A 424-nucleotide genomic window follows, 5' to 3' on the forward strand; every position below is an offset into this window, starting at 1 on the left:
CCAACCATAAAACCTGTGGTGTTATGTAAAAACAGTAAAGGGCGCTTGGTTTGCTCGCAGAGATGAATGAATTGAGCGGCTTTGGTTGCGCCTTGCGGAGTAATCGGTCCATTATTGGTAATAATACCAATGTGTAATCCACCAATTTTTGCCCAACCGCACACGGTCAATGCATCATATTCTTGCTTCACTTCGAAGAAATCAGAATCATCGACAATCCGTGCAATCACTTCCTTCATATCAAAAGGTTGTTTGGGATTTGCAGGAATAATGCCGAGTAATTCCTCAGCAGGGTAACGTGGCTCTTGATAATTTAAATTGAGTTTTTGCGTTTGCTCTTTCCAATTGAGATGTTCAAATACATCACGTGCAATACGAATTCCATCAGCATCATTTTCAGCCAAGAATTCAGCCGTTCCAGCAA

The 424-nt window shown here is 41.5% G+C and carries 1 protein-coding gene; it reads right to left on the bottom strand.

Going from position 1 to position 424, the window contains the following annotated elements; genetic code table 11:
* Nucleotides 1–404 (bottom strand): carboxyl transferase domain-containing protein (locus FLQ44_RS22975; protein WP_276607913.1); only part of this gene is annotated, 404 nt, incomplete at its 3' end.
* Nucleotides 405–424: the final 20 nt, after the last annotated feature.

The organism is Vogesella mureinivorans, from assembly GCF_007644035.1.
In the GTDB taxonomy this organism is placed as follows: domain Bacteria; phylum Pseudomonadota; class Gammaproteobacteria; order Burkholderiales; family Chromobacteriaceae; genus Vogesella; species Vogesella mureinivorans.